This is a genomic window from Amycolatopsis sp. La24, assembly GCF_029087445.1.
Lineage (GTDB): Bacteria > Actinomycetota > Actinomycetes > Mycobacteriales > Pseudonocardiaceae > Amycolatopsis > Amycolatopsis nivea.
The window spans coordinates 607,783-633,923 of record NZ_JARACH010000001.1 but is presented as its reverse complement, the minus strand read 5'-3'; the positions used below and the strand labels follow the sequence as shown (position 1 = coordinate 633,923).

25 protein-coding genes are annotated in these 26,141 nt (G+C 70.4%); 8 read left to right on the top strand and 17 right to left on the bottom strand.

Features of this window, described 5'->3' with window-relative positions; translation table 11 throughout:
- Nucleotides 1–98: 98 nt before the first annotated feature.
- The 6 genes from PUT80_RS02950 (at nucleotide 99) to PUT80_RS02925 (ending at nucleotide 6,889) form a co-directional block, all read left to right on the top strand.
- Complete coding sequence (locus tag PUT80_RS02950; RefSeq protein WP_275291007.1) at nucleotides 99–1,049, top strand: DUF1177 domain-containing protein; 951 nt, start codon at nucleotides 99–101, stop codon at nucleotides 1,047–1,049.
- Entirely contained in the window at nucleotides 1,046–2,386 is a 1,341-nt protein-coding gene (locus tag PUT80_RS02945) for a cytosine permease (protein WP_275291006.1), read from the top strand. The genes PUT80_RS02950 and PUT80_RS02945 overlap by 4 nt, the downstream gene beginning before the upstream one ends.
- Nucleotides 2,383–3,672 carry a M20/M25/M40 family metallo-hydrolase gene (locus tag PUT80_RS02940; RefSeq protein ID WP_275291005.1) on the top strand — a complete coding sequence of 430 codons (1,290 nt, stop codon included), beginning with the start codon at nucleotides 2,383–2,385 and terminating at the stop codon, nucleotides 3,670–3,672. Before PUT80_RS02945 ends, PUT80_RS02940 begins: the two co-directional genes overlap by 4 nt.
- Before the next feature lie 29 nt (nucleotides 3,673–3,701).
- Nucleotides 3,702–4,436 carry a dipeptidase PepE gene (gene pepE, locus PUT80_RS02935; protein ID WP_275291004.1) on the top strand — a complete coding sequence of 245 codons (735 nt, stop codon included), beginning with the start codon at nucleotides 3,702–3,704 and terminating at the stop codon, nucleotides 4,434–4,436.
- Between the two features lie 631 nt (nucleotides 4,437–5,067).
- Complete coding sequence (locus PUT80_RS02930; RefSeq protein WP_205669897.1) at nucleotides 5,068–6,348, top strand: MFS transporter; 1,281 nt, start codon at nucleotides 5,068–5,070, stop codon at nucleotides 6,346–6,348.
- A 22-nt stretch (nucleotides 6,349–6,370) separates the two neighbouring features.
- The gene (locus tag PUT80_RS02925) at nucleotides 6,371–6,889 is read left to right on the top strand and encodes a MarR family transcriptional regulator (protein ID WP_275291003.1); all 519 of its coding nucleotides are present in this window, start codon (nucleotides 6,371–6,373) and stop codon (nucleotides 6,887–6,889) included.
- A gap of 129 nt (nucleotides 6,890–7,018) precedes the next feature.
- Here the strand turns inward: PUT80_RS02925 and PUT80_RS02920 are convergent, their stop codons facing one another.
- The 8 genes from PUT80_RS02920 to PUT80_RS02885 all read right to left on the bottom strand — a co-directional run bounded on the left by PUT80_RS02920 (nucleotide 7,019) and on the right by PUT80_RS02885 (nucleotide 16,545).
- On the bottom strand, nucleotides 7,019–8,380 hold the full coding sequence (locus PUT80_RS02920; RefSeq protein ID WP_275291002.1) for a HAMP domain-containing sensor histidine kinase: 1,362 nt from the start codon (nucleotides 8,378–8,380) through the stop codon (nucleotides 7,019–7,021).
- Nucleotides 8,381–8,391: 11 nt separating this feature from the next.
- Nucleotides 8,392–9,072, bottom strand: coding sequence for a response regulator transcription factor (locus tag PUT80_RS02915; protein ID WP_043838595.1), 681 nt, complete (start codon nucleotides 9,070–9,072; stop codon nucleotides 8,392–8,394).
- A gap of 164 nt (nucleotides 9,073–9,236) precedes the next feature.
- Nucleotides 9,237–9,920, bottom strand: a complete 684-nt coding sequence (locus PUT80_RS02910) for a class II aldolase/adducin family protein (protein WP_275291001.1) — start codon at nucleotides 9,918–9,920, stop codon at nucleotides 9,237–9,239.
- Nucleotides 9,917–10,678 carry an SDR family oxidoreductase gene (locus PUT80_RS02905; protein ID WP_275291000.1) on the bottom strand — a complete coding sequence of 254 codons (762 nt, stop codon included), beginning with the start codon at nucleotides 10,676–10,678 and terminating at the stop codon, nucleotides 9,917–9,919. The genes PUT80_RS02910 and PUT80_RS02905 overlap by 4 nt, the downstream gene beginning before the upstream one ends.
- Entirely contained in the window at nucleotides 10,675–10,959 is a 285-nt protein-coding gene (locus PUT80_RS02900) for an acetone carboxylase subunit gamma (RefSeq protein ID WP_134662835.1), read from the bottom strand. Before PUT80_RS02900 ends, PUT80_RS02905 begins: the two co-directional genes overlap by 4 nt.
- Nucleotides 10,956–12,929 carry a hydantoinase B/oxoprolinase family protein gene (locus PUT80_RS02895; protein ID WP_275290999.1) on the bottom strand — a complete coding sequence of 658 codons (1,974 nt, stop codon included), beginning with the start codon at nucleotides 12,927–12,929 and terminating at the stop codon, nucleotides 10,956–10,958. Before PUT80_RS02895 ends, PUT80_RS02900 begins: the two co-directional genes overlap by 4 nt.
- A complete protein-coding gene (locus PUT80_RS02890; RefSeq protein ID WP_275290998.1) occupies nucleotides 12,929–15,040 on the bottom strand; it encodes a hydantoinase/oxoprolinase family protein in 2,112 nt (703 codons plus the stop codon). Before PUT80_RS02890 ends, PUT80_RS02895 begins: the two co-directional genes overlap by 1 nt.
- A gap of 23 nt (nucleotides 15,041–15,063) precedes the next feature.
- The gene (locus PUT80_RS02885) at nucleotides 15,064–16,545 is read right to left on the bottom strand and encodes an aldehyde dehydrogenase family protein (protein WP_037806304.1); all 1,482 of its coding nucleotides are present in this window, start codon (nucleotides 16,543–16,545) and stop codon (nucleotides 15,064–15,066) included.
- A 183-nt stretch (nucleotides 16,546–16,728) separates the two neighbouring features.
- Between PUT80_RS02885 and PUT80_RS02880 the strand changes: the two genes are divergently transcribed.
- Nucleotides 16,729–17,520 (top strand): IclR family transcriptional regulator, encoded by a 792-nt coding sequence (locus PUT80_RS02880; RefSeq protein ID WP_063697846.1) that lies wholly within the window; start codon nucleotides 16,729–16,731, stop codon nucleotides 17,518–17,520.
- 43 nt (nucleotides 17,521–17,563) lie between these two features.
- Here the strand turns inward: PUT80_RS02880 and PUT80_RS02875 are convergent, their stop codons facing one another.
- From PUT80_RS02875 to PUT80_RS02860, 4 genes are read right to left on the bottom strand one after another with little or no spacing between them, the layout of a single operon-like run.
- Entirely contained in the window at nucleotides 17,564–18,790 is a 1,227-nt protein-coding gene (locus PUT80_RS02875) for an FAD-dependent oxidoreductase (RefSeq protein WP_275290997.1), read from the bottom strand.
- A 9-nt stretch (nucleotides 18,791–18,799) separates the two neighbouring features.
- A complete protein-coding gene (locus PUT80_RS02870; RefSeq protein WP_275290996.1) occupies nucleotides 18,800–19,402 on the bottom strand; it encodes a maleylpyruvate isomerase family mycothiol-dependent enzyme in 603 nt (200 codons plus the stop codon).
- On the bottom strand, nucleotides 19,402–20,232 hold the full coding sequence (locus PUT80_RS02865; protein ID WP_275290995.1) for a fumarylacetoacetate hydrolase family protein: 831 nt from the start codon (nucleotides 20,230–20,232) through the stop codon (nucleotides 19,402–19,404). Before PUT80_RS02865 ends, PUT80_RS02870 begins: the two co-directional genes overlap by 1 nt.
- On the bottom strand, nucleotides 20,229–21,371 hold the full coding sequence (locus tag PUT80_RS02860) for a cupin domain-containing protein (RefSeq protein WP_275290994.1): 1,143 nt from the start codon (nucleotides 21,369–21,371) through the stop codon (nucleotides 20,229–20,231). The genes PUT80_RS02865 and PUT80_RS02860 overlap by 4 nt, the downstream gene beginning before the upstream one ends.
- Before the next feature lie 66 nt (nucleotides 21,372–21,437).
- Between PUT80_RS02860 and PUT80_RS02855 the strand changes: the two genes are divergently transcribed.
- Nucleotides 21,438–22,196, top strand: coding sequence for an IclR family transcriptional regulator (locus tag PUT80_RS02855; RefSeq protein WP_043838609.1), 759 nt, complete (start codon nucleotides 21,438–21,440; stop codon nucleotides 22,194–22,196).
- On the opposite strand, the gene PUT80_RS02850 is transcribed toward PUT80_RS02855, so the two are convergent.
- From PUT80_RS02850 to PUT80_RS02830, 5 genes are all read right to left on the bottom strand, one after another.
- Nucleotides 22,193–22,576 (bottom strand): hypothetical protein, encoded by a 384-nt coding sequence (locus tag PUT80_RS02850; RefSeq protein WP_037806296.1) that lies wholly within the window; start codon nucleotides 22,574–22,576, stop codon nucleotides 22,193–22,195. The two genes, PUT80_RS02855 and PUT80_RS02850, sit on opposite strands and share 4 nt — an antisense overlap.
- Nucleotides 22,557–23,774: an AI-2E family transporter gene (locus PUT80_RS02845; RefSeq protein WP_134662828.1), complete on the bottom strand. Its 1,218-nt coding sequence runs from the start codon at nucleotides 23,772–23,774 to the stop codon at nucleotides 22,557–22,559. Before PUT80_RS02845 ends, PUT80_RS02850 begins: the two co-directional genes overlap by 20 nt.
- Nucleotides 23,771–25,201 (bottom strand): MFS transporter, encoded by a 1,431-nt coding sequence (locus PUT80_RS02840; RefSeq protein WP_275290993.1) that lies wholly within the window; start codon nucleotides 25,199–25,201, stop codon nucleotides 23,771–23,773. The genes PUT80_RS02845 and PUT80_RS02840 overlap by 4 nt, the downstream gene beginning before the upstream one ends.
- A 68-nt stretch (nucleotides 25,202–25,269) precedes the next feature.
- Complete coding sequence (gene cpt, locus PUT80_RS02835; protein ID WP_275290992.1) at nucleotides 25,270–25,803, bottom strand: chloramphenicol phosphotransferase CPT; 534 nt, start codon at nucleotides 25,801–25,803, stop codon at nucleotides 25,270–25,272.
- 57 nt (nucleotides 25,804–25,860) lie between these two features.
- Nucleotides 25,861–26,082, bottom strand: a complete 222-nt coding sequence (locus tag PUT80_RS02830; protein ID WP_037806294.1) for a DUF6480 family protein — start codon at nucleotides 26,080–26,082, stop codon at nucleotides 25,861–25,863.
- Nucleotides 26,083–26,141 lie beyond the last annotated feature (59 nt).

The window sequence follows — 26,141 nt, the reverse complement described above, 5'->3', positions numbered from 1 at the left end:
CATTGTGCGAATAACGGGAAATGCTGGCAATGCCGGGGCGCCCGGACGGAATCTGGTCGGACCAATCTCGGCGGCCTTGAACTCTCCAGAGGAACCACATGCTCAAACACGTCCTGGAACTGCTCGAAATCCTCGACGACCCGGCGGTGACCGGGAAAGAGGTCGTCGCCTACCTCGACGCCGTCGCCGGCGCGGACGGCAGCGGCGCGGAGATCACGACGGTGCCCGGCCCGGCCGGGAAGACCGACTTCGTCCGGGTGCGCGTGTCGGGCAGCCGGGGCCGCACCGCGGGTGGCGACGCGCCCACGCTCGGTGTCGTCGGGCGGCTCGGCGGGGTCGGCGCCCGGCCGGAGGTGACCGGGTTCGTGTCCGACGGGGACGGTGCCGCCGCCGCGCTCGCCGCCGCGGCCAAGCTGCTGTCCATGCGGGCTCGCGGGGACGTGCTGGACGGCGACGTGCTGATCGGCACGCACGTCTGCCCGGACGCGCCGACCCTGCCGCACGATCCGGTGCCGTTCATGAACTCGCCGGTCGACATCGCCACGATGAACAGCTACGAACTCTCCGACGAGATGGCCGCCGTGCTGTCGATCGACACCACCAAGGGCAACCGGGTGATCAACCACCGCGGGCTCGCCCTTTCCCCGACGGTGCGCAGCGGCTACATCCTGCGGGTCTCGGAGGGCTTGGGCGAACTGCTGGAGGCGGTGACCGGTGCGCCGCTGGTGACCTACCCGATCACCACGCAGGACATCACCCCGTACGGCAACGGCGTCTATCACCTGAACTCGATCCTGCAGCCGGCGACGGCGACGGACGCGCCGGTCGTCGGGCTGGCGATCACGTCGGCGGCGACGGTGGCGGGCTGCGCGACCGGCGCCAGCCACGAGACGGACATCGCGGCCGCCGCGCGCTACGCGGTCGAGGTCGCCAAGCAGTTCGGGGCGGGCGCGCTGCATTTCCACGACGAGGCAGAGTTCGCCAATCTGCAAGCCCGCTACGGCTCGATGGCGCACCTGCAGACGCTGGGCACGGAGGTGGCCGGATGAGCACCGCGACGAAAACCGCGAAACACGCCAAGAAGCGGATCGGCAACGACGACTACTCGCTGCGCCGCGTCCCCGAAGACGCCCGCTACGGCTTCGGTTCGATGCTGCTGCAGTGGCTCGCGCAGTCCGGCTCGCTGTCGCAGTTCGTGCTCGGCGCGACGCTCGGCGTGGGGATGCGCTTCTCCGACGCGTTCTGGGCGTTCACCCTCGGCGCGGTGATCCTGGAGGTGGTGATCTTCCTGATCGGCCTCGCCGGGCAGCGCGAGGGGCTCACCATGACCATGCTGACCCGGTTCACCGGCTTCGGCTGCAACGGGTCCGCGCTGGTGAGCCTGGTGATCGCGATCAGCCTGGTGGGCTGGTTCGGCGTGCAGAACGGCATCTTCGGCAAGAGCATGCACGCCCTCGTCGGCGGTCCGCCGTGGCTGTGGTGCGCGGTGTCCGGCGTCGTCTTGACGCTCCTGGTGATCTACGGCTTCAAGTACATGATGTGGCTGGCGAAGATCGCGGTGCCGCTGTTCTTCGGCCTCGTCGCGTGGAGCGTCATCTCGACCCTGTCCGACCACTCGGTGGGCGCGCTGATGTCGGCCGCGCCGACCGCGACCGCGATCTCCATCCCGGCCGCGGCGACGATCATCGCGGGCGGCTACATGACCGGCGCCGTGGTCGCCCCGGACATGACCCGGTTCAACCGCAAGGGTTGGCACGTCCTGCTGCAGAGCTCCGCGTCGATGGTCTTGTCCGAGTACATCGTCGGCATGACCGGCGTGCTGCTCGGGCACCTGGTCGGCAGTTCCGACGTCACGCACATCGTGCTGTCCACGTCGGGCTTCGTCGGGCTGATCGTGGTGGTCCTGGCGACCGCGAAGATCAACGACTGGAACCTCTACGGCTCTTCGCTGGGCGTGGTGAACTTCGTGCGGACCGTGTTCGGCCGCCCGCTGCACCGCGGTGTCGTCACCCTGGTGATCGGCATCGCCGGCACGGTGCTGTCCGCGATCGGGTTCCTCCAGCACTTCACCGCGTTCCTGTCCGTGCTCGGCGTCGCGATTCCGCCGGTGGGCGGCATCATCGTGGCCGAGTACTTCCTGGTGCGCGGCCTCTCCACCCCGCTGCGGGAGACCAGGGCCGCCGGCCGGGTCCCGGCGTCGATGCCGGTGTGGGTGCCCGCCACGCTCGCGGTGTGGGCGGCGGCGTTCTGCGTCGGCGAGTTCGTGCACTGGGGCATCCCCGCGCTCAACTCGCTGCTCACCGCCGCGATCCTGTACACGGTGCTGGGCCGGGCCGGGCTGATCCGGCCGGTGGGCTCGGCGGAACTGGAGGAGGTGGCGCGGTGACCAGCGCACAGGACGAGGTGGTCGACCTCTGCCGGGACCTGATCCGGATCGACACGTCCAACCCGGGCGCGACCGAGCGGCCCGCCGCCGAGTACGTCGCGGAGAAGCTCACCGACGCCGGGCTGGAACCGACGCTGGTGGAAAGCGCGCCCGGGCGGGCCAGTGTGTTCGCCCGGGTGTCCGGAGTGGACTCGTCGCGTCCCGCGCTGCTTCTGCACGGGCACCTGGACGTGGTGCCCGCCGACGCCGACGAGTGGAGCGTCCCGCCGTTCTCCGGCGAGATCGCCGACGGCATGCTGTGGGGCCGCGGCGCGATCGACATGAAGGACTTCGACGCGGCGATCCTCGCGCTGGCGCGGCAGTTCGGCCGCACCGGCGAGAAACCGGCGCGGGACATCGTGTTCGGCTTCCTCGCCGACGAGGAGGGCGGCGGCAAGTTCGGTTCGCACTGGCTGGCCGAGCACCGCCCGGACCTGTTCGACGGCGTGGGCGAGGCGATCACCGAGGGCGGCGGGGTGTCGTTCGACCTCGGCAACGGCAGCAGGCTGTATCCGATCGAGTGCGCGCAGCGCGGGCAGGCATGGCTGCGGCTGACCGCCACCGGCCGGGCCGGGCACGGCTCCTCGCCGAACGACGAGAACGCGGTCACCGATCTCGCCGAATCGCTCGCCCGGATCGGGCGGCACCGGTTCCCGGTCCGGCTGATCGAACCGGTGCGGGCGCTGCTGGAACGCGCCGGCGAACTGCTCGGCGTCCCGTTCGATCCGTCCGATGTGGACGGAAGCCTGGCGCGGATGGGCCCGGTGGCCGACCTGGTGAACGTGATCCTGCGCAATTCGGCGAACCCGACCATGATCTCCGGCGGGTACCAGGTGAACGTCATTCCCGGCCGGGCCACCGCCGCGGTCGACGGCCGGTTCCTGCCCGGGTACGAGAAGGAACTGCTGGACACCATCGACGGGCTGCTGCTGCCGTCGGTGCGCCGCGAGTTCATCCACCGCGACATCGCCATGGAAAGCGGTTTCGACGGCCCTCTGGTGGACGCCATGTGCGCCGCGATCACCGCGGAGGATCCGGACGGCCACCCCACGCCGTACTGCAACGCGGGCGGCACCGACAACAAGGCGCTGTCCGGGCTCGGCATCCGCGGCTTCGGGTTCAAAGCGCTGCGCGTCCCGCCGGAACTGCCCTACAACCGGCTGTTCCACGGCGTGGACGAACGCGTCCCGCTGGAGTCGCTGCGGTTCTCCGTCCGGGTCCTCGACCGCCTGCTGCGGACTTGCTGAACAATGGCGGGCGAACCAAGGAGAATCGCGTGACTGACTTGCTGTTGCTGTCCAATTCGACCAACCACGGCCACCAGCCGCTGGAACACGCGCTGGACGCGGTGGCCGAGGTGCTGGACGGGCGCACCGAGCTGCTGTTCGTGCCCTTCGCGCTGGCCGACCACGACGGCTACACCGAGCGCATCGCCACCGCGGCAGCGCCGCTCGGGGTGCGGGTGCGCGGGCTGCACACCGCCGAAGACCCGGTCGACGCGGTGCGCTCCGCCCAGGCCGTGTTCACCGGCGGAGGCAACACGTTCCGCCTGCTGGCCGAGCTGTACCGGCGCGAGTTGCTGCAACCGTTGCGGGACCGGGTGTCCGAGGGAATGCCCTACCTCGGTGCCAGCGCGGGAACCAATATCGCCGGGCCGACGGTGCGCACCACGAACGACATGCCGATCGTGGAACCGCCGAGCCTGACTTCGCTGGGCCTGGTGCCGTTCCAGCTCAACCCGCACTACGTCGACCCCGACCCGGGCAGCACGCACATGGGCGAGACGCGGGAGAAGCGGCTCGCGGAATTCCACGAGTGCAACGACATCCCGGTGCTCGGCCTGCGCGAGGGCACCTGGCTGCGCGTGCGCGGGGATTGGGCGGAACTCGCGGGCGTGTCCACGAGCGGCGGCGCGGCCGGGCGGTTGTTCCGGAGCGGCTTGCCGGGCGAGGACCTTTCCGGCGACGTGAGCGATCTGCTCGCCCCGGCGCGCGAACCGGTGTGGGGCTGATCGCCCGGCACCTCGGCAACTGTCCGTGAAGGGCCCCTTGAAGGAATCTGATTTCCCATGCCAAGGGACTTAAGGCGACACCGCGGGGGTAGCCGGGGCTCGTGTGCCCGCGTCGAAGGGCTGGCCAGGGTCGGCGGTCGCCGGGGAGGCGGCAGGACGCTCGCGAAAGCGCTTGGCGGGACGCCGAGTCCCGTGCCGGGCGACGTCAGCCGCGATTCGGCCCGGCTGACCGTCCACAAGAGACGCAACAGCCGCCGAAATGCCCGTTTTGCGATTCCGTGACGGGTTATTCAGGTCCGTGAGGGTCGCCTTGAGGGAATCGGATTCCCTCAAGGCGACCCTCACGGACCGCAGCCACTCAGGACCTTCGGCCTGGGCAGGCTCGCCTCAGCCGCATCCACGGCGCCGCCTTGGGTCCCCGGCGCAAAATCTCATTCCTTCAAGGGGCCCTTCACGTACGGTCACGGCGCTGGGCCGGGGGAGAGGACTCTGGCGAGATAGCTTGACACAAGCATCTTAGGACAAAGATACTTCCGGGCGACCCCGCCGGCCGAGGCGGCCGGTCTGGCGGCGCGGCGGGTCCGCGCGGTCCGGGCCGCCTCGCGATGGTCCGGCCCGGAAAGGAACCGCGGTGACTCTGCCGACCGAAGACCGGCGTCCCGGCGCGCCGATGACCGCGTGGCTGGGCGTGCTGGCGTTGCTGGCGGTCGTGGCGATCTCCTACATCGACCGGGTCAACGTGTCCGTGCTGATCACCGATCCGGCCTTCACGCGGCATTTCGGGATCGCGGGCAACCGGGCGGCGCAAGGCGCCCTGATGACGCTGTTCCTGGCCGGCTACGGAATCGCGGCCATGCTGATCACGCCCTGGTACGAAGCGGTGTTCGGGGTGCGGCGCGGATTGCTCGTCAGCCTGGGGTGCTGGGCGTTGTTCACTCTCGTGTCCCCGTACGCCGGGAGCGCGATGCTGCTGCTGACCCTGCGGTTCCTGCTCGGGGCCAGCGAAGGGCCGCTGTTCTCGCTCAAAACCATGTACGTCAAGGATAATTTCGCCGAAGGCGCGTGGGGCAAGCCCAACGCGGTCAGCTCGATGGGCGTTTCGCTGGGCACGGCGCTGGGCATCCCGGTGATCACCTTCGCTCTCGTGCACTTCGGCTGGCACGGCTCGTTCCTCCTGCTCGCGGCGCTCAATCTCGTGGTCGGGCTGCCGCTGGTCGCGGTGTTCGTCCGCGCCTCGCGCCGCCGGACAGCGGTCCGGGAACCGGCGTTGCGGCGGTTCGCGGGGGCGCTGCGCACGCCCAAGCTCGGCTGGATCCTGCTGATCGAGGTGGCGACGCTCGGCTACCTGTGGGGCAGCACGTCGTGGCTCCCGTCGTATTTGCTGCAGGCACGGCATTTCTCGCTGGCGCAGATGAGCGCGCTGTCGGCGCTGCCGTTCGTGGTCAGCCTCGGATCCGGGTTCCTCGGCGGATGGCTCATCGACCGGATGCCGGCCCGCCGGGCGCCGCTCGTGCTGGTCATCGGCAGCGTCGGCACCGCGCTGTGCGCGACGGCCGTGACCTTCGCCGATTCGCGCTGGCTCGCGGCGGCGACGCTGATCCTCGCCAACGCGTTCTGGGGCCTGCAAGGACCGGCGATCCCGACCCTGGTGCAGCAATACGCGCCGGCGGGTGCGGTGGGCAGCGCCTACGGCTTGATCAACGGGGTCGGCAATCTGGTGTCCGCGCTGCTTCCCACCTTGATGGGCGTGGCGATCGCGGCGGGCGGCGACCACGGGTTCGCCGCCGGGTACGCGCTGCTCGCCGCGACCCAGCTGCTCACGCTGGTCGGCGCGGTCGTGCTGCTCCGCGGCCGGGCTCCGGCCGGGAAAGCACCCGCCGCGGCCGGTCAGCCCGCGGCGCAGTCCCGTTAGGACGCGGATAGGCTCCGTCCGCATGCCGCGGAACGAGGAGCCGATGACGATGGACCCGGTCGACCAGGTGGTGGCGGACTGGGCGCGCCAGCGCCCGGACCTGGACGCCTCGCCGATCGCGATTTTCGGCCGGGTCCGCCGGATCGCCGACCTCGCCGCCGGCGGACTGCGCGAGTACCTGGCCCCGCACGGCCTGACCCCGGGCGCGTTCGACATCCTGTGCAACCTCCGCCGGGCCGGCCGTCCCTACCGGAAGACGCCGTCCGAGCTGGCGGCCTCCGCGCTCGTCACGTCCGGCGCTCTCACCGGACGGCTGGACGCGCTCGAACGCGACGGGCTGATCCGCCGCCGCGACCACCGGGGCGACCGCAGGGTCAGCTACGCCGAACTGACCGCCGCCGGCCGCAAGCTCATCGACCGGGTCCTCGAAGGACATCTCGAGCGCGAGGAATCGCTCCTCGCCAACCTGGACGAAGCGGATCGCAAGGACATCGAACGGGCGCTGGCCCTGCTGGAAAACGCCGTCCGGCGCGATAACTGACCGCGGGCAGGCAGGCAAGCAACCCGGTGCGGCCCAAAGAACCCAGGGCCTTCGCTCAGTCGTGTGCCCGACACTGCCGTCTGAGGCACCCGAAGCTTGCCGCGCGGCTGGTCGAGTTGGCTTGACGCGTCACCCGGGTGCTTGCGGGAGTTCGACGACGAACCGCGCCCCTCCGCCCGGCCGTTCCTCCGCCCACACCCGTCCGTCGTGGCGGTAGACGTGGTCCGCGACGATCGCCAATCCCAGACCGGTCCCTGAATCGGGATCCCGCCGCCCGGCGTGCACCCCTCGGGAGAACCGCTCGAAAATGCGTTCCCGGAGTTCGGCGGGCACCCCGGTGCCCGCGTCGTCCACTTCCAGCCGGACGACGCCGTTGCTCGCATGTGCGGCCACGCGGACCGCACCGCCGCCGTAGCGGGACGCGTTGTCGAGGAGGTTCGCCAATACCCGGTCGAGGCGTCGCCGGTCCGCGGCGACCAGCAGCGGGTCCGGGGCGAGGTCGAGAGTCGGGCGCGGGGCGGGGCTGCTCGCGACGCCGCTGCGGACGAGCGGGCCGAGGTCGACCAGTTCGCGCTCCTCGCCGTGGTCGGCTTGGTCGACGGCCGAAATCTCGAGCAGGTCGAGCACCATGCCGCGGAACCGCCGCAGTTCGGCGAGCAGGAGCTGCAACGCCTTCTGCGCGGGCGCGGGCATCGCGTCGCGGCGGCGTTCGAGGACTTCCGCGACGGACGTCATCGTGGTGAGCGGGGAGCGCAGTTCGTGGCTGACGTCGGCGGCGAACCGGGCGTCGCGGCGGACCCGTTGTTCCAGTGCGTCGGCGGTGGAGTTGAACGTCGCGGCGAGCGGGGCGAGGTCGGGTCCGGCCTGTTCGGGCAGCCGGGCGCGGAGGTCGCCGCGGGCGATGCGGGCGGCGGTTTCGGTGAACGCCGCGAGCGGACGGAGCGCGCGCCGGGCCGCCCACGCGCCGAGGGCGACGCCGAACAGTCCGCACGCCAGGGTTCCCGCGACGAGGATCATGCGCAGGTTGCGGAAGGTCCGTTCGAGCCCGAGCAGCGGATGCAGTTCGACGTAGTAGCCGTTCGACCGGGCGAGTTGTTGCGCGACCGCGAGGACCGGGATCCCGTCGGCGGTGAACCGCTCGTGCGCGGGCGCGCCGGGGCGGGCGCGGGAGAGCAGGCCGGGCGGGAGGTCCGCGGGGCCGACCGGGCGTCCGGCGGTGTGCCAGCCGCCGGGCAGGGCCACGAGGATCGTCGAATTCGGCCCGGAGGTGAGGCCGGACAGCAGTTCGCCGAGGCTGCCGGTCCGGTCGCGGACCGCGTTCTCTACCAGCCGCGCGTTGATCCGGGAATGGCGGTCGGCGCTCTGCTGGCGCTGGTTGAGCAGGTAGTCGGTGGCGAGGTGCCAGGTCGCCGCCGACAGCGCGCTGACCACCACCAGCAGCCCAAGCCCGAACGCGGCGGAAACCCGGCAGCGCAAGGAAAGCCGGGACACGGAAGCGGGGATCACGGCCGGGGCTCGGCACGGTAGCCGATTCCCCGGACAGTGAGCACGAGACGCGGACAATCGGGATTCGGCTCGACCTTGCGCCGCAATCGGCGGATGTGCACGTCGAGCAACCGCGTGCCGCCGAAGTAGTCGCGCCCCCAGATCCGGTGCAGCAACTGCTCCCGCGTGACAACCTCTCCGTCGGCGGCGGCCAATTCGGCCAGCAGGCGGAATTCGGTACGGGTAAGGCGAATGGGGACGCCTTCGCGGGAGACGGTGTCGTCGTGCGTGCTCAGCAGCAGATCGCCGACCTGGAGACAACACCTGCGAACCGGCGCCGCGCGGCGCAGCAGCGCGCGGATGCGGGCCGCCAGCTCGCCGGCAACCAGCGGCTTGGTCACGTAGTCGTCGGCACCGGCTTCCAGCCCGGCGATGACGTCCTGGCTGTCGGCCCGGGCGGTGATGACGATGACCGGCAGATCCCCGCGCACGCGCAGTTCCTTGCAGACGGCGAGCCCGTCCATGCCCGGCAGCATCAGGTCGAGCAGGACGACGTCCACGCGCACCGATTCCAGCATCGCCAACGCGTCCTCGCCGCACGCGGCTTGGGTCACCGTGCAGCCCTGGTCAGCGAGAGCGAGCGAAAGCGCTTCGCTGATCAGGGCGTCGTCCTCGACCAGCAAGACTCGGACCGTCATCGAGCCGCCCCTCCGCCGCGGAACCTGCCCTAGAAATTGTTCCCTACCGCGGCAAGGGCAGGCGGGATGCGGATTCCTGTGCGAATCTGGGCGGACAGTGGGGTTTTCGGTGGGGGTGTCGTGCGTGGCGATGCCGGTTCTAACCGGCATCGCCACGCACGACCTCACGGCAGCTGCCGCACCAGGTAATCCCACACCGCCTGCACCGCACGCGGGTGATAGATGTGCTCCCGCTTCGCATGCGACTCCTCCGGCGACGACCAGCTAGGCCATCCGCCGAACGACTGGGTCAGCAACTGCTGCTCACAAGCCCGCTCCAGCACCACCGCGGCGACGGTCGCGCTTTCCACCGAATCGCCGACCGCGACGATTCCGTGGTTCACCAGGAATACCGCCCGGGCATCGCCGAGTTCCGCGGCCAGGGACTTGCCCAATTCCGGCGTCAGGATCAGATCCGCGGTCTCGGTGTAGCGCGGCACTTCGGGCGGCACGAACAGGTTCGCGGCATGGCTTACCGGCCGCAGCTCCTGTCCCGTCGCGGCGAGGGCGACGGCATGAGGGGCGTGCGTGTGCACTACCGCGTTCACGTCCGGCCGCGCGGCGACGACCTCGGTGTGGATCGGGTATTCGCTGTGCCGCGGCCCGGTGCCGGAGACGACCTCGCCGTCGGCGTTGACGAGCTGCACCCGCTCCGGCGTCACCTCCTCCATACCCCATTCCGCGGACTTGATCCACACGCCGCGGCCGTCGTCGTCACGGCACGAGACGTGGCCCCAGATGAGGTCGCCCTGTCCGGCGGCTGCCAGGATCCGGGACGACAGCGCGACGAGTTCCTGTTGCGTGCTCATCGGTGCACCAGCCCGCCGTTGACGCTGAGGGTCTGGCCGGTCAGGTAGCCCGCGTCGTCGCTGAGCAGAAACGCGGCCAGTCCGGTCATGTCGTCGGCCCCGGCGGGGCGGTGCAGCGATTGGGCGCGCAGCATGGCCTCGCGTTGTTCGGGCGTCACGGTTTCCCGCGCGACTTCGGTGTAGACCGGCCCCGGCGACAGGGTGTTGACCCGGATGCCGAACTCGCCCAGTTCCCGCGCCATCGAGAACGTCATGCCATGCACACCGCCCTTGCTGGCCACGTAATGCAGGTACCCGGGGCGGCCGAGTTGCACCGCGTCGGAGCCGATGTTGACGACGCTTGCCGACGGTGAAGCCTGGAGCAGCGGGAGCAGCGCCGACACGAGCAGCCACGGGCCGCGCAGGTTGACCGCCATCAGACGGTCCCACTCCTCGTCGGTGATCTCCCAGAACGGCTTCATCTTGATGGTGGAGAAGATCGCGGCGTTGTTGATCAGGCCGTCGACCCGCCCGTGCGCCTCGGTGAGCTGCGCCGCGAACTCGGTGCAGCTGGTGCGGCTGGAGACGTCGAGGGCGTACGCGCTGGCTTTGCCGGGACCGTCGAAGGAAGCGGCGGTGGTTTGGACACCCTCGAGGTTGAGGTCGGCGAGCACCACGGTCGCGCCTTCGGAGACCAGCTGGCGGGCGTAAGCCGCGCCGATGCCTTGGGCCGCGCCGGTCACGACGACGACCTTTCCGGCGAGTCCGTTGAGGGTCATGTCAGGCTCCAGCTTCGGTAGGAGGGTTCGCCGTCCGGGACGATCTCGGTGGACAGCAGCGTCAGGCAGCCGGGGCAGAACGCTTGGCGCAGCAGGACTTCCCGGTCGACGAACGCGGCGGGATCGGCGTGGACGCCCGGTCCGGCGTCGGTCGAGGGCCGTTCGTGGCGCAGCGCGTGCGCCATCGGTTCGGCGGTGGTGTCGCCGATCCGGGCCGAGCAGTGGCGGCAGACGACCGCGCCGGTCGCGTCGTCCACGCGGAGGTTCAGGTCGAGGTTCACTGGTGCGCTCCTTCCGGCGGCGTGAGCCCGGCGCGCTCGTACCGCAGCCGGTCGCGGTGTGCTGCGGTGGCCGCGAGGTCAGGCGCGCCGTCGGTCAGGACGACGCCGTAGACGTCGAGCGCGGCGATCGCGGACACCTTGCCGTCGCGGACGTCGGCGGCGACGCGTTCGGGTTCACGGTGCAGCGGGTCGCCGATTCCGCCGCCGCCTTGCCAATGGGTGAAGTAGACGTCCGCTTCGGCGAGGTCGGTTTCCAGGTGCGGCGGGAGGGTGTCCGCGCGGCCGCTCAGGTCGTCGATCGTCTGCGGGATCCGGCCGTTCGCGAGCTGGTCGCGGACGGTGGTGTCGCGGACGAGGACGTCCCATTGCGTGGCCGCGGGATAGCCGCCGGAAATGCCGGGAGCCTGCGGGACCGCCTTGCCGTTCGCGGAGACGACGAGATGCACGCTGCGGGTCGGGGAGTCGTAGGGGATGAAGCAGCTCGACGCTCCGACGCCGCCGCGCCACCGGCCCGGCCCGCCGGAATCGACTTCCTCGCGCCGCCACAGGTAGAGCATCGGGAAGCTGAACTCGTTGATCTCGATGTCGGCGATGCGGCCCATCGGAATGCAGTTCTCGCCGCCGGTGTCGACGCCGTCGCCGTCCACCTTCGCGCCGAGGCCGCCGGACATCGCGTCGCACAGCATCGTGGCGAAGCCGCCGCCGCGCTGGTCGACGCCGGCCAGCAGGGTGAGATCCCAGGTGCCGCAGCAGACGCTCATCGCCGACCGGCTGAGTTCGGCGTGGGTGCTCAGCATCTGCGCGACGGTTTCGGAGACCGCGTTCTGCGTGGACCAGGCCGAGTTGACCGACGCCTTCCCGATGCCCGCCGGGAAGGTGCAGTTGTTGATCGTCCCGGGTTCGCTGACGATCTCGACGCACCGGTAGATCCCGCCCGGCGACCAGGAGATGTCCGGGCACAGCATGGTCAGCAGGATCGGCAGGATGCCGCCGCGCAGCCCGGCGAGGGTGCAGTTGATGATCCCGTCGACCTGCGGGTCGGTGCCGGTGAAATCGAAGGTCAGGGTGTCGTCCTGTTTGGACATCGCGACCACGATCTTGTGGATGTCCCGGTCGCCCGCCCGCGCCCCGTCCTGGTGCGCGACCGCCGACCACGTTCCGTCCGGCAGCGCCCGCAATTTCGTGCGCAGCTGGGCTTCCGCGTCGCCCATCATCTTCTTCATCACGGCCTTGACGGTGTCCGGGCCGTACTTGTCGATGAGCGCGGTGAGCCGGTCCTGCGCGACGTTGTTCGCGCCGATCTTGGCGCGCAGGTCCAGTCCGACCAGCCGCGGCACGCGGGAGCGCCGCAGGTACATGTCCTCCATGTCCGAGCGCAGCGTGCCGCCTTCGACGATCTTCACCGGCGGGATCGGCAGCGCCTCCCAGAACACGTCGTGGCCCTCGACCGACCAGCTGCCCGGCGACACGCCGCCGAGGTCGACCTGGTGCGCGACCGCGCCGGTCCAGCAGAACAGCTGGCCGTCGTAGAACAGCGGGGCGAGGACGGTGACGTCGTTCTGGTGCAGTCCGCCGCCGATCCACGGGTCGTTCAGGAGGAACTGGTCGCCCGGCGCGATTCCCGGGTTCTCGGCGCGATGCTCCAGCGTCCAGCGCACCGCCATGTCCAAAGCGGACCCGAGCTGCATGTTGTACAGCCCGACCTGCACGGTTTCGCCGGTCTCGTCCATGATGCCCGCGCCGAAGTCGTTGCAGTCGGTCACGACGACCGAGCCGGACATGCGCTTGATCGCGTCGCCCATGTCGTCGGTGATGGCGACCAGCCGGTGGCGGACGACCTCGTAAGTGAGGGCGTCGACGTCGGTGGAGTCGACGCGGTGCAGTTTCAGGTCGCCGAACCGGGCTTCCGGGTCGAGGGGAGCGCCGGACTGGACGAATCGCTCGGATCCGGCGACGGGGATGACAGCCATCAGGAGGGTTCCTTCCGTTCGGGGAAACGGATCACGAGGTTGCCGAGACGGTCCACAGTGGCCTGAGTGCCCGGCGGGAGGGCGACGGTGGTGGTCGGCGCTTCGACGACGGCGGGGCCTTCGATCTCGTGGCCGGCGCCGAGTGCGCGGTAGTCGTAGATCGCGGCGGGCTGGCGTCCGGTGCGGACGTCGAGCAGGACCTCCCGTTCGCCGCTCGTGGCGGGCTTGCCGGGCAGGGTGCCGTGTTCGGGCAGTTCCGGCTGGATCTGCAGGATCCCGGTCGCGCGGACGCGGTAGGTGATCAGCTGCAGGCCTGCGTCGGGGAAACCGGATCCCTTGCCGTACAACGCTTCGTAGCTCGCTTCGAAGTCGCGGCCGAGCTGCTCCACCGACTCGTCGGTCAGCTCGCCGCCGGGTACCGGGGTCGCGACCTCCGCGAGTTGCATCGTGTAGCGGATGTCGGCTTCGCGTTCGTAGCTGATCGCGGAGAAGGTGAGGCCCTGTTCGGCCAACCGGCGTTCCAGTTCCCGTTCCAGGCCGGTGAACACCTCGTTCGCGGTCTTCGCGGGCACCGGCATCGCGACCGGCTGCGACTGTTCGGCGGTCAGCACGATGTCCGAGGCGGCGAGGCCGTAGGCGGAGAAGACCGCCGCGGTGGAGCCGAGCGGGACCACGACCTCCTTGACGCCGAGGTCGGACGAGTAGCTCGCGCAGTGCATCGGGCCCGCGCCGCCGAACGCGTAGAGGGTGAAGTCGCGCGGGTCCTGGCCGGAGTTGACCACGACCTTGCGGACGAGGTCGGCGGTCTGGGCGTTCTGGATCGCGTAGATCGCCGCGGCCGCGTCCTCGACGGACATGCCGAGCGGGGTCGCGACCACCTTGTCGATGGCGTCCCGGGACAGCTGGACGTCCAGTTTCTTGCGCCCGCCCAGGAAATTGTCCGGGTTGATGATGCCGAGGACGAGGTCGGCGTCGGTGACCGTCGGCTCCCAGCCGCCCTCGCCGTAACAGGCCGGTCCGGGACGGGCGCCCGCGCTGCGCGGCCCGACGCGGAGGTTGCCGCCCGGGTCGACCCAGGCGATCGCGCCGCCGCCGGCCCCGATGGTGTGCACGTCGACCATCGGCGTGCTGATCGTGTACTGGTTGAGGATCGTGCTCGTGGTGGTCACGGGTTTGCCGTCGACGACCAGCCCGACCAGGAAGGTCGTGCCGCCCATGTCGGTCGAGATGACCTTGTCGTGGCCCAGCGACGCGGCCATCCGGGTGCAGCCGACGACCCCGCCGGTGAGCACCGAACCGATGGTGGTGATCGCGTGCGCCGGTGCGTCCGCGGCGGTGACGCAGCCGCCCGAGCCCTGCATCACCAGCAGCGCGCCGGTGAGCCCGCGCTCCCGCAGTTCGGCTTCGAGCGGCCGCAGGTAACTGCCCAGCCGCGGGCCGACCTGCGTGTTCATGATCGTGGTGACGTTGCGCGGGTACTCCCGGATGCGCGGGCTGACCTCGCTGGACAGCGCCACGTACACCTCCGGCGCTTCCTCCTGCACGATCTCGCGCACCCGCTGCTCGTGCGCGGAATTGCGGAACGACCACAGGAACGAGACCGCGATCGCCTCGGCGCCGTCGGCGAGCAGTTCGCGGACCGCGGTCCGGACGCCGTCCTCGTCGAGCGGGACGACGACGCGGCCCTGGTAGTCCACGCGCTCGTCGATCTCGCGGATCCGGTGCCGGGGCACCAGGGACGCGGGCTTCGCCGTGCGGGCCATGTGCTGGATGTCGTCGCTGCCGAGACCGGCGTAGCGGCCTTCGAGGTTCATGATGCTGATCGAGTCCGCGTGCCCGCGAGTGGTGAGGAAGCCGACCTGCGCGACGTCCCCGGTCACGAGTGCGTTCAGCGTGGAAGTGGTGCCGTGCACGACGTAATCGGTGTTGGCGAGCAGTTCACGGACCGGGATGCCGAGTTCCGCGGCGAGCTCGTCGATCGCGGTGAGGAAGCCGGTCGCGAAATCCGGGGGAGTGGACGGGGTTTTGGCGGCGGCGAGCCGGTTGTGCTGGTCGGCGACGAAGGCGTCGGTGAACGTTCCGCCGGTGTCGATGCCGATGACGTACGCCATGAGGGCCCCTTTGCCTTCGATGGTCAGAACATGACGTTGATGGACTTGGTTTCCGTGTAACTGAGGAGTTCTTCGAGGCTTTCTTCGCGGCCGACGCCGGATCCCTTGACGCCGCCGAACGGCACGTTGGGGAAATGCCGGGACGAGCCGTTGATCCAGACGAACCCGGCCTCGAACGCGCGGGCGACTCGGTGCGCCCGGGTGACGTCGGAGGTCCAGACGCTCGCGGTCAGCCCGTAGTCGACGCTGTTGGCGATGCGGACCGCTTCGGCCTCGTCGGCGAACGGGATGACCGACAGCAGCGGCCCGAACACCTCCTCGCGGGCGATCCGCATGTCCGGGCGCACGCCGGTGAACACCGTCGGAGCGACGAACAAGCCCTGGTCGACGCCTGCCGGGCGACCGCCGCCGGTGGCGACCTTCGCGCCTTCGGACACCGCGATGTCGATGTAGGACAACGACTTCTCGTACTGCGCCCGGTTGATCATCGTGCCCTGTTCGGTGCGCTCGTCGAACGGATCGCCGATGCGGCGCGCTTCGATCAGCTCGACCACGCGGGCGACGAGCGCGTCGTGGACGTCCTGGTGGACCAGCAGCCGCGAGTTCGACCCGCAGGACTGCCCGGACCAGGTGAAGTTCATGCCGAACACGGCTCCGGCGGCCGCCGCTTCGAGGTCCGCGTCGGGGAACACCACCATGGCGTTCTTGCCGCCGAGTTCGAGACTGACGTCCTTGACGCCGCTCTCCGCCGCCGCGCGCTGGATGGCGCGTCCGGTCGGTTCGGACCCGATGAACCCGATCCGCCGCACGTGCCGGTGCCGCACCAGCGCGTCCGGTACCGCCGGCCCGTCGCCGACGAGCACCGAGAGCACGCCGGGCGGGAAGATGTCCTTCGCCAGCTCGGCCAGCCGCAGCGCGGACAGCGGCGCGGCCTCCGGCGGCTTGAGGATCGTCGGATTGCCCGCGACCAGCGGCGCGGCGATCTTGCCCGCGAACATCAGCGGATGGTTGTAGGGCACGATCCGCGCGACCACGCCGACCGGTTCGCGCGTGGTCACGTGCAGTGCCGTGCTGGCGGGCACCGTCGTGCCCTTCAGCTCCAGCGCCTGCCCGGCGAACATGCGCAGCTGCGCCACCGTCACGCCGACGTCGACGCGCGAGTTCGAGATCGGCGAGCCGGCGTCCACGGTGTCGAGCAGGGCCAGTTCCTCGCCGTGGCGTTCGATCGCGTCGGCCAGTTCCGCGACCAGCTTCGCCCGCTCGACCGGCAGGGTGTCCCGCCAGACCGCCCTCGCGTCGGCCGCCGCGCGCACTGCTTCCTCGACGTCGTCGGGTCCCGCGTCGGGGACCTCGGCGATCACCGTGCCCGTGTACGGGGACACCCGGGAGAAGGTGGCACCGGACCGCGCCGGGACGAGTTTGCCGTCGATGAGCAGGCGCCACTCGCGGTCGAGAAGTTCGGCGACCCGGGTCGGGATTTCCGGGCCGGAATGTGCTTCGAGCATCGTCGCTCCTGCGCTTCCTGAGTCCCGCGGGGACCTGGAGCCCCGCGTGCCGTCGGCTCATGCTAACCCCGCGACCCGGCCCGAAGTCTAGCCTGCGGACTCTGATTCTGTTATCCAGAAATCGTGCCAAGTTTTCTCTCCGGAAGCACCCGCAAACTCCCTGGTCCAGATACCATGTCTGCTATGCAGACATCCGCTGCCGAAGCCGGTCCCGCGCGGCCCGCGCCCCAGTACCCGATCGAATCCGTCGACCGCGCGCTGCGGCTGCTGCGGATGTTCAGCGCCACGCGGGAGCTGCGGCTGTCCGACGCGAGGGACGCGCTGGGGGTCGGGCAGTCGACCGCGCACCGGCTGATGGCGATGCTCGTCCACCACGGGTTCGTCGACCAGGACCCGGCCAGCCGCGTCTACCGCGCCGGTCCGGCCCTGGTCGAAATCGGGCTGTCGGTGGTGAACCAGATGGACCTGCGGGCGGTCGCGCGGCCGGTGCTGCAGTGGCTGTCCGAAACCACCGGCGAGACCGTGCACCTCGGTTCCCTGGAGGGCAACCAGGTCCGCTTCCTCGACGTGATCGAGAGCGACCGGGCGCTGCGGGTGTCCGGCCGCGTCGGCCGCACGCTTCCGGCGCACGCGACGAGCCTGGGCAAGGCGATGCTCGCGCACCTGCCCGACGACCAGATCGCCCAGCGCTACCCGGACGACGTCCTGGGCCAGGTCACCACGAAGACCATGACGAGCCGCAGCGCGCTGCTGGCCGAGATCGAACGGATCCGGCGGCGCGGCTACGCGCTCAACGCCGGCGAGAGCGAGGACGGCGTCAGCTCGATCGGCTGCGCGGTGGCCCGTCCGGACGGTCCGCTGCTGGGCGGATTGAGCGTCGCGGCGCCGACCGGGCGGATGACGAAAGCCCAGCGGGACGAGCACGCGGTCGCGCTGGTGGAGGGGTGCCGACGGCTGGCGGAGAAGCTGGTCTGAACGAAAAACCGGCGGTGAACGGGTTGTTCACCGCCGGTCGTGGTCATCGGGTGGCCGTCAGTTTGTCCGCGCTGGACAGTGGGACCGGCTCGAACATCGCTGGTTCGTCCTCGGGGAACAGGGCTGTCGGCCCGTAGAGCCAGTCAGTGAACGCGTAATCGTCCGCCGCGCGGGCCCGCAGCAAAGTGTTGCGCCGCTCCCGCGCGACACCGTCCAGATGCCACAGGTTTCCCCAGGCCCGGGCGGTCAGCACGACCCGGCGGCAATGTTCCGTCCGGACCGCCTCGTACGCGGCTAGTGCACTGTCCCAATCTCCCAGCCGCTTCATGTGCTCGGCCAGGACCCAGCCGTCCTCGATGGCCATGATCGCGCCTTGGGCCAGGTACTGCAGGGGCGGGTGCGCGGCGTCGCCGAGCAGGGCGAGGCGGCCGTCGACCCAGGTGGAGATCGGGTTGCGGTCGTACATCCGCCACCATTTGTCCCGCCACATCCGCGGGATCCCGGCCTGCACCTCGTCGCAGGTGGCGGCGAAGGCGGCGTCCAGCTCGTCGGGCGTGCCCCAGTCGTCGAGGCCCGCCACCGCCTTCGGAGACTCGAAAACGGCTACCTGATTGAGCAAATCGCCGCCGCGGAGTCCATAGTGGACAAAGTGGCATCGCGGCCCGACGTACACCACGACCTCGGACAGATCGACCGGACGGCCGACCTCGGCGATCGGCACGGTGCCGCGATAAGCGACGTACGCTGACGAGACCGGCTGGTCGTCCGCGAAGTGCTTCCGGGCGACGGAGTGCAGGCCGTCAGCGGCGATCGCGACCGGCGCGGTGTGCACGGTGCCGTCGTCGGTCACCGCGGTCGCGGGGTCCGGCGTGTACGAGACGATCCGTTGCTCGGTGAGGAGTTCGACGCCCGCGTCGCGGCAGGCGTCGAGGAACAGCCGGTGCAGGTCGCTGCGGTGGATGACCAGGTACGGGAAGCCGTAGCGGCGTTCGAGGTCACGCAGGTCGAGCGCGGTCAGGTCGCGGCCGTCGACGGCGTCGCGCATGGCCATCCGGTCCGGGACGACGCCGCGCGCCTTCGCGGTGTCGAGCAGGCCGTAGGCGTCGAGGATCCGGGTGCAGTTGGGCGCGAGCTGGATGCCGGCTCCGACCTCGCCGAATTCCTTCGCCTGCTCCAGCACCCGGACCCGCAGGCCCAGCCGGGACAGCGCGAACGCGGTGCTCAGCCCGCCGATCCCGCCGCCGACGACGAGCACGTCAGGGGTGTCCATGGGATCTCCTCACAACCAGGGGCCGAGGTCGGGGACCCCGGTCAGCGAATGCGGCCGCCCGGCCAGGTACGCCGCTACGTCGGGCAGCGGACCGTCCGGCAGCGCGTCGAGACCGCGTTTGGCCTGGATTTCGGCGACGAGCGCGGACAGGAACGCCTCCGGCAGGTCGGCGAACGCCAGTCCGGTGCCGAGGTCGACCGCGTGCACGCACACCTCGCGGGCCCGCAGCCACGGGATCTCGGTGGCGGGAACCGTCCGGCCCTGCGCGGTGACCACCTCGGCCTGCCACTGCTCCGGAGTCAACGCGGCCATCGCGGATTCCAGCGAGCGCGCCGAATCCCGCAGCCACGACGTGAGCTGGGCTTCGGACCGCTGCGAGCCCGCTTCGATATCGGCGTTCCGCTGGTCCGGCGAGGCGTACATCGGGGTGCGCTCGCCGGTCCGCGCCCAGTGCACGAGGTTGCCGAGGGCTTCCGCGTTGGCCGCGACGTGCGCGGCGAGGTGCTTGCGGGTCCAGCCGGGCAGCGCACTCGGTCCGGGTAGGTTTTTCGCGTGGGTGAGGAAAAGCTCGGTCCCGAACGAGACCCAGTTCCGCGCGTCGCCGGGTGCCATCAGGATTCCTTCACGATCTGGTTCACGCACGCGCCGATCCCGGCGACCTCGGTGACGACGGTTTCGCCGCCGGTCAGGTAGACCTTCGGATCGCGGGCGTGGCCGACCCCGGCGGGCGTGCCGGTCGCGATCAGATCGCCCGGGTTGAGCTGGACGATCGTCGAGATGTACTGCACCAGGTGCACCGGGTCGAACAGCAGCGTGCCGGTGTCGTCCTGCTGCATGACGCGACCGTCCACAGTGGTCTTCACCTCGAGCGCGGGCCGGACGCCGCCGACCTCGTCCGGCGTGACGACGTACGGGCCGACCGGGGTCGAGGACTGCCAGATCTTGCCCTGCGTCCACTCGATGGTGCGGAACTGCCAGTCGCGGACCGAGACGTCGTTCATGACGGTGAACCCGGCGATCGCCGCCGCGGCCTCGTCCTCGCTCGCGCGCCGCACGGTCTTGCCGACCACGACGACGAGTTCGACCTCCCAGTCGAGCGCGTCGGTCTCGGGCGGCTTGACGATCGGGTCGGCCGGGCCGGTCAGGGTGTCGGCGAACTTCGGGAACAGCGTCGGGTACGCGGGCAGCTCACGGCCCATTTCCTTGATGTGGTTGGTGTAGTTGTGCCCGACGCAGACCACTTTGGACGGACGCGGCACGACCGGGGCGAGGTCCGCGCCCTCGGCGGGCCAGGTCCGGCCGGTCGCCTGGGCGGCGTGCGTTTCCCAGCCGTCCTGGGCGAAAAGCGTGCCGAGATCGGGGGAGCCGAGGTCGACCAGGACGTCTCCGTCGAGGCGGACGGCGCGTGTGCCGCCGTCGACGCGGAGGGTGGCGAGCTTCATCGGAGGGTCTCCTGACGGTCGAGGTGGAGCGCCTCGAAGACGGGCGCGTCCGAGAAACGGAACAGATCAAGGGCACCGGAGTCGGAATCGGTGGCACCGGCCTCCGACTTCACGGAGAACGGCTGCCACGACGGGACGACGAACAGGTCCCCGGGCGAAACCGCCCAGGTGGTGTCGCCGACGGTCACCGTGCCGGAGCCGTCGAACACCTGGCAGACCGACGAGCCGGTCTCGCGCACGGGCGCGGTCTCGGTGCCCCGGGCCACGCGGTGGAACTCGGCGCGGACGGTCGGCAGGACGTCGGAACCGTTGTGCGGATTGGAAAACCGCACCGCCGCGTGACCCGGCTCGACCGTTCCGCCGTAGCCCTCTTTCTCCAGCTGGAGCTGGTCCCGCAGGGCGGCGTCGGTGTGCTCCCACTTGTACGCCAGCAACGGCGAACCCGGTGCGACAGAGCCGACGGACAGCGGCCGCAGGCCCGGGTGCGCCCACAGCCGTTCGGAACGGGACCGTTCGGGGGTGATCCGCTCGTCGTCGCTGATCGCTTCGCGGCCGAACTCGAAGAACTGCGCGTCGATGCCGTACTGGAACGGGATGTCGAGGCCGTCGAGCCAGGCCATCGGCTCGCGGGTGGCGTTGTGGTGCGCGTGCCAGTTCCAGCCCGCCTGCGGGAGGAAATCGCCGCGGCGCATCGGAACCGCGTCGCCGCCGACGACGGTCCACACGCCCGAGCCCTCGACGACGAACCGGAACGCGTTCTGCGTGTGCCGGTGCTCGGGCGCGTCCTCGCCGGGCATCAGGTACTGGATCGCCGCCCACAGTGTCGGAGTCGCGAACGGACGGCCGCCGAGCCCGGGGTTGGCGAGCGCGATCGCGCGCCGTTCGCCGCCGCGCCCGACCGGCACGATCTCGCCCGCCTGCTCGGCGAGCCGGAGCAGGTTCGCCCACTGCCACCGGTGCGGCACCGCCCGCGAGCGCGGGTGCGCGGGCATCAGGTCGCCGATCTCCGTCCACAACGGAACGAGCAGCTCCTGCTCGAAGCCGCGGTAGAGGTCCCGCAGCGCGGGCGTGACCGCGGGCTGGTCCGGTGCGTCGACCGCGGCGAGCTGAACGGGAGTTCGCGCTGGAGTGCTGGTCATGGGGTTATGGTGGGCGCGTCCCGGTCTGCGGAAAACGGGATTCTGGTGTGCGGAAAGGCAGCCTCGATGGACAAACGGTTCAAGGCCCCGCCGCCGTACGCGGTGGCGAGCGTCGACAACGCCCTGCGGATCGCGGCGATGCTGCAGCTCGAAGGCCCGTTGACGGTCTCCGAGGTGGCCGAGCGGATCGGCGTGGCGCCCTCGACCGCGCACCGGCTGCTCGCGATGCTCGTCTACCGCGATTTCGCCGTTCAGGACGCCAACCGCGCCTATCGGGTCGGCCCGGTCCTGGAGCTGGCCGCGCACTCGCAGTCGGCCGCGTCGAAGCTGCGCGCGGCGGCGCTTCCGCACCTGCGGCGGCTGGTGGACCTGCTGGACGAGTCGGTGAACCTGACCGTCCGGACCGGGGACACGGCCCGGTTCATCGCGAGCGTCGAATGCTCGCAGGCACTGCGGGTAGGTTCACGCGAAGGGATGGTTTTCCCGGTACATCAGACGACGGCCGGTCTGCTGCTGCTCGCCGAGCTGCCGCCGGACCAGGTGGAGGAGCTGTACGCGGTCGACAAGCCTGGCGAGCGGCCGGACCCGGCGGAATTGCGGGCTGACCTGGCGCGTGTGCGGCGCAGCGGCTTCGCGCTGAACCAGGGCCGGTCGGAACGGGGAGTGGTCGCGGTCGGCGTGCCGGTGCACGGAGCGGACGGGGTGGTCGTCGCCGGGCTGTCGGTGTCGATGCCGAGCGTGCGGTACCGGAAAGACCAGCTGCCGACGCTGGTCGCGTCGCTGCGTGCGACCGCGGCGGCGCTGGAGGCGGACCTGCGCGGTTAACGCGCGTCTTCTCCGGCGAGTGCCGCCGCGAAAGCCGCGTGCACGTTGAGGAATTGCTGCACCGGCAGCTCTGCCGCGACCCCGGGACGCTGCGGGGCCAGCTGTTTCGCCGCCCAATCGCCCCACCGCACGTGTGCTTCCTCGACGCTCAGGTGCGCTGCTTCGGCGGCGTGGCGAGCGTTCACGCCGTCCAGGATCGCCTGGTGCATCAGTGCGGGCGTCGAGCGTTGTTCCCATGCCCGCAAGGACGCCATCGAGGAAAGCCGGTGCAGCGTCGAGGAAACCGTCGGCGGTGCGGACCGGGGTAGCGGAAACCCGCGTTCGAGAGGTCCTCGCCGCGGTGCCGTGCCGTCTGCGCTGTCAGTGATCAAGCTCGTCATCAGAGTCCCTCCGACGTGCGGTTACCCGCCTCCGCACGGCCGAAACCCTTGATCGTCCGGTCGTGCGCGCGTTGGCCGGCTGCAGCGGGTCGATGCCGACCGGGTCCAGATGCGGGTCGCGCAGCAGGGACCCGAACGCGGCCTTGGCGACGGCGAGGATCGGCACCGCGAGCAGGGCCCCGACGATCCCGGCGACCTCGAGGCCGAGCGCGATGCCCAGCACCACCGCCAGCGGGTGCAGCCGGACCGCGCGGCCGAGCAGGAAGGGCTGCAGGACATGGCTTTCGAGCTGCATCACCGCGACGACGATCGCGAGCACGATGCCCGCCGCGACGAATCCGTTGGCGACCAGGGCGATCAGCACGGCGACCGCGCCGGTCACCACCGCCCCGATGATCGGCACGAACGCGCCGATGAAGATCAGCGCCGCCAGCGGCACCGCGAGCGGGACCCCGACCAGCCAAATGCCGACGCCGATGCAGACCGCGTCCACGCAGGCCACCGCGACGGTCGCGCGCACGTAGCTGACCAGCGAGGCGAACCCGCGGCGGCCGGCGACGTCGATTTCGTCGCGAAGGGAGACCGGCACGATCCGCAGCAGGAAGTGCCACACCTGATTGCCGCTGTACAGGAAGAAAACGAGCACGAACAGGGTCAGCAGCATCTCGGTCAGCACGCCGCCGACGGTCGCCGCGGTGGAGAGCACCCGGCCGGTGAGTTCGGCGGTGTTGCCCTGGATCGCGCTGACCGCCTTGTCGAGCAGTTGCTGCACCTGCGGCAGGTGCAGCGGCCCGTGCTGGAGCCAGTTGTTGATGCGCGCCAGACTGGCTCCGACCTGGTCGCCCAGCTGCGGAAGGCTCGCGGTGACCGTGGTGATCACCAGCGCGAGAACCCCGCCGAGGACGGCGAGCCCGACGACGATCGCGACGAGCGTCGCCAGCGCGCGTGGCACGTGCCAGCGGACCAGCCGTTCCACCAGCGGCGCGAACAATGCCGACAGGAGCAGGGCGATCCCGATCGGGACGGTGACCTGCGCGAGGTAGCCGAGCGTCCACGCGATGACCCCGAGCATGGTCAGGACGACCAGGAACCGCCAGCTGGCGGCCGCCGCGACCCGGAGCGACCACGGCACCGCGTCGGCGGCGTCCCGGCGTCGACGGCGGTTCGCGCCCGCGATCTTGCGCGCCGGGGCGTTCATCCCGTCGCCGCCTTGGCCGACAAGGGTTGGGCGACCGATTCGAGCGAGCGCCGTTCAGCCCGGATCCCCAGCGCCGCCTCGGCAAGGCCGCCCGCGATCATCATGCCCGCGCCCAGGTAGTAGCCGAAAGCGACGTTCCCCACGACGCCGGTTTCGACCAGGCTGCCGAACAACACCGGCCCGATGATCCCGCCGAGGCCGGTGCCGACGGAGTAGAAGATGGCGATCGCCAACGCGCGCACCTCGAGCGGGAAGATCTCCGACACCGTGAGGTACGCGGAGCTGGCTCCGGCCGAAGCCAGGAAGAACACCGCGCACCAGGCGATCGTCAGGGTGACCGCGGAGAGCACTCCGGCTTGGAACAGCAGCCCGGTCCCGACCAGCAGCACGCCGGAGCCGAGGTAGCTGGTGACGATCATCGGACGGCGGCCGATCGAGTCGAAGAACCGGGCGAGCACCAGCGGGCCGACGAAACTGCCCGCCGCGAGCGGCACCAGGTAGAGCCCGACGGATCCGCTGGAAACGTCGAAGAACCGGTTCAGCACCAGGCCTTGGGTGAAGTAGACGGCGTTGTACAGGAACGCCTGCCCGACGAAGAGGGCGAGGCCGAGCAACGTCCGTCTCGGGTAGCTCCGCACGAGCGTCACCACGACTTCGGTCAGGCTGGTGCGCGTGCGCTCCTCGACCTCGATGGTTTCGTCGACCGGTTCGAGCCGTTCGCTGGTCGCTTTCTGGACGCGGTCTTCAATGCCGGTGACAACGTGGTCGGCCTCCTCGGCACGGCCGTGCGTGAACAGCCAGCGCGGACTTTCCGGCACGGTGCGGCGGACAATCAGGATGAACAGGCCGAGCACCGCACCCAGCCCGAACGCCAGCCGCCAGCCGAGCCACGCCGGGATCAGGCCGACGTCGAGCAGAACCAGGCTGAGCGCCGCACCGCCCGCCGCGCCGAACCAGTACGAGCCGTTGACCGCGAGGCTCACCGTGGCGCGCCAGCGGGCGGGCACGAGTTCGTCGATCGCGGAGTTGATCGCCGCGTACTCGCCGCCGATGCCCGCGCCGGTCAGGAACCGCATGAGGAAGAACCACCATGGCGCGAAGGAAAACGCGGTCAGGACGGTGGCGAGGAGGTAGAGGCCGAGGGTCAGCAGGAACAGGCGCTTCCGGCCCCAGCGGTCGGTGAGATACCCGAAAACCAGCGAACCGCAGACCGCGCCGGTGACGTAGCACGAGGTCGCGAGCCCGACCTGGGTCTCGGACAGCACGAGCCCGCTGCCGGGTTCGGTCAGCCGGTCGGACAGCGCGCTGACGATGGTCACCTCGAGCCCGTCGAGGATCCACACCGTGCCCAGCCCGACGAGCATCAGCCAATGCCACGACGACCAAGGAAGCCGGTCCATCCTCGCCGGCACATCGGTTCGCACCACGTCGATCACCTCGCGGCGCGAATTCCCGGCGGAGATCACTCGCAAACCGCTCGGCGGAGACGGGCCGATCAGCCGACCTGCGCGGCGATCGTCCGAGCGCACTCCAGCGACTCGGTACGCGTGGTGTCCACCTCCAGGTCATAGACCATGCCCCGGTGGACCATCTCCGCCTGGGCCGCCGCCATGCCGATGACCCGATCGCCTCGGGCGACCTCACGGCCCGCTGCGACCGCGCTGTCACAGCGGACGCCGACCCACAGCACCCGCAAGCCGCCCAAAGCCTTCTGCCATCGGTTTCGCGACCCCGTTCCGCCGAGGAAGACCTCGTCGACGATGACCCGGGCACCCGTGCGGGCCGTCGCGGCGATCCCCTCGATCCATGCCGCTTCCAGCGCCCGGAACTCCAGCCCGACGAGCACCTTTCCGTCCGGAGCGAACTCGATCCCGGCGTTCGAAGCCCGCATGGCCGCGGGCATCGCCTGAACTAGTGTGTCCGTCCCCAAGGCAAGCCACGGATCCGGTAGGACCGCCTGCAGGCACCGCGCGATCCCGGACTTCCCCGAGCTGGAACCGCCGTTGAGCATGATCACATTAGTCGTCACCACGGCACAGTAGAGACACCGCAGCAACGCTAGAAGCGAATTTCCCCGAACGCTGCCCTACAACCAATCGACAGCGCGCAGCACGAAGAACGCGGCCACCACCAGCACGAGAATCGCCACGATGGCAAGCCACCGGGCGGGCAGCTTGCGCGACGGCATCGGCTGCGGATGCGAAAGCCCCGAAGTCTGTCCGGCGTCGGGCGGGGTGTCGCCGGGCGGTACGGAACCGCCCGGTTCGAGACCCGGCACGTCGTCCGGTTCGGGCCCGGGTGCGGTCATGTCCGGTCTCCTCGTCGTCGGTGCGGTCACCGGAGGGTTTGCCGCATCGGACGGGGATA